The following is a 904-nucleotide window of genomic DNA, read 5'->3' on the forward strand; positions in this document are numbered from 1 at the left end:
TGAGGGTCCCCCGGATTTTGGTCCGGCCGGAAGGTGAGCTTCCGGATCTCATTCGGCGGCCTGCAGGGCCGCCGCTAGGGCGAATTCCTGGGGTGTTCGCCACCCCAGGGCGGTGTGAGGACGGCTCTCGTTGTAGTGCCGCCGCCACGTCTCGATCTTGCTCCTCGCGTCGGCCAACGACAAGAACCAGTTCGCGTTCAGGCACTCGTCGCGCAGCCGGCCGTTGAACGACTCGACCAGCGCGTTGTCGGTCGGCTTGCCGGGCCGTGAGAAGTCCAACGTGACACCGTTCTCGTAGGCCCAGCGGTCGAGGGCTTTCGAGACGAACTCAGGCCCGTTATCGACCTGAATCGCGCATGGTGCTCCGCGCAGCAGCGCCAAGCGGCCGACGACAGCCACGACCTGTTCGCCTTTGATGCCCTGGTCGACCTCGATCGCCAGAGCCTCGCGCGTGAATGCATCGACGACCGTCAGGGCCCGCAGCCGGCGGCCGTCGAACAGCGCGTCGGAGACGAAGTCCATCGACCAGCGTTCGTTCGGCCGGAGCGCAGCAGGCTGACGCTCACGGTGTGCCGCGCTGACGTGCCGGCGCGGCCGCTTGAGCCGCAGGCTGAGGCCCTCATCCCTGTAGAGGCGGTGGACCCTCTTGTGATTCACCCGCCAACCTTCCCGGCGCAGCAGGATGTAGATCCGGAAGTACCCGTAGCGCACCCGGCTCTTGGCCAGATCACAGATGCGCATCCGCAGCGGTGCCTGATCGGGCTTGGTCGAGCGGTAGCGGACGCCCGACCGACCGACGCCGAGCGCGGCGCAGCCGCGCCGCTCGCTCACCCCGTGCGCCTCCTGAACCTGGTGCACGAGCTCGCGTCGCCGAGCAGGCGTCAGAGCTTTTTTGCGAGCACGT

Annotated in this window: 1 protein-coding gene; it reads right to left on the reverse strand. The window is 67.6% G+C overall.

All coding sequences use genetic code 11. The features are described from left to right. Positions 1–48: 48 nt before the first annotated feature. Positions 49–904, reverse strand: an 856-nt coding sequence (locus MFF24_RS28645) for an IS3-like element ISMex11 family transposase (protein WP_238229223.1), incomplete at its 5' end; no start/stop codon positions are given.

Origin of the sequence: Methylorubrum aminovorans, assembly GCF_022179725.1 — a bacterium.
Lineage (GTDB): Bacteria > Pseudomonadota > Alphaproteobacteria > Rhizobiales > Beijerinckiaceae > Methylobacterium > Methylobacterium aminovorans.